At 74.9% G+C, this 1,432-nt stretch carries 2 protein-coding genes; both read left to right on the top strand.

The annotated features are described in order from the left end of the window. On the top strand, positions 1-829 hold an 829-nt coding region (locus DVH02_RS33610; protein WP_158575987.1), incomplete at its 5' end, for an aromatic amino acid lyase. After that, a partial coding sequence (locus DVH02_RS33605) for a MurR/RpiR family transcriptional regulator (protein WP_147286203.1) occupies positions 826-1,432 on the top strand: 607 nt, incomplete at its 3' end. The genes DVH02_RS33610 and DVH02_RS33605, both read left to right, overlap by 4 nt.

Genomic DNA, 1,432 nt, shown 5'->3' with positions numbered 1-1,432 from the left:
CATGCGGCGGCTCCTCGGCGCGCCCGAGCGGCCGGGGCCGCCGCTCGGCCGGATCCAGGACCCGTACGGTTTCCGCTGCGTCCCGCAGATACACGGCCCGGCGCGCGACGCGGCCGACGCGCTGGAGAGCGCCCTCGCCGTCGAGATCAACGCCGCCGCCGAGAACCCGCTGATCTTCCCGGGCACCGAGAAGGACCCGATTCCGGCCGCGTACCACCACGGCGGCTTCTACCTGGCCCAGATCGCCCTGGCGCTGGACCACTTCAGGCTCTCCCTCGTCCAGACCGCGCGGCTCTCCACCTCCCGGCTGTCCGCCCTGAACGAGCCGGGCTTCACCCGCCTGCGGCCCTTCCTCGCCGACGCCGAACCCGCCAGCTCCGGCGTGATGATCCTGGAGTACGCCGCCGGGGCGGCCCTCGGCGACCTGCGCGCGTACGCGGCGCCCGCCTCGCTCGGCCACGCCGTCCTGTCGCGCGGGGTGGAGGAGCAGGCCAGCTTCGCCTCCCTGGCCGCGCGCCAGACGCTACGGCTCACGGACGCCTACCGGCTGGTCGTCGGCTGCGAACTGGTCGCGGCCGTACGGGCGTTGCGCCAGCGCGGACTGCGCCCGGAGCCCGGACTCCCGGTCGGCCGGGCCTTCGAACTGGCCGAGATCGCACTCGAAGAGGCGGTCGTCGACAGGCCGTTGACCGATGATGTGACCACGGCCGCCGCGCTGCTCGACCGGTTCACGGAGCTGGCGGACACCGCGGAGTACGAGGCGACGTACGAGGCGGGCCGTGCCCCAGCCGCCGAACCGACCGACCACCACCCAAGGGGGATCGCATGAGCGACAGCCCTGCCGCCCGACTCCAGCAGCTCTTCGAGGGCCACCGGCTCACCCCCACCCAGCGCCGCATCGCCCACAGCATGGTCCGGCAGGCCGCCGACGCGCCGTTCCTGTCGAGCGTCGAACTCGCGGAGCTGGCCGGGGTCAGCCAGCCGTCCGTGACCCGCTTCGCGGTCGCGCTCGGCTTCGACGGCTACCCGGCGCTCCGCCGCCATCTGCGGGAGGTCGCGCCCGCCGGGCCGGCCGCCCAGGACTCCTCGTACAACGAGTACCAGCAGGCCGTACAGGGCGAGATCGAGAACCTGCGCCGACTCGCCGAACTCCTCGCCGACCCGGCCCCCGTCGAACGCGCCGGCCGCCTCCTCGCCGCCTCCCGCCCGCTCCCGGTCCTGGGCCTGCGCGCCGCCTCCTCGCAGGCGCGCGGCTTCGCCTACTTCGCCGCGAAGGTCCACCCGGACGTACGGCTGCTGGACGAGGGCGGCACGATGCTCGCCGACCGGATCGACACGGCCCGCCACGCGGGCGCGAGCGCGCTGCTCTGCTTCGCCCTGCCGCGCCACCCCAAGGAGGTCGTCGACGCGCTGGCGTACGCGCGCTCGGCCG

Origin of the sequence: Streptomyces corynorhini (assembly GCF_003346515.1) — a bacterium.
Classification (GTDB): domain Bacteria; phylum Actinomycetota; class Actinomycetes; order Streptomycetales; family Streptomycetaceae; genus Streptomyces; species Streptomyces corynorhini.
Note: the sequence above shows the minus strand (reverse complement) of the source record. Positions and strands in the feature narration are given on the sequence as shown.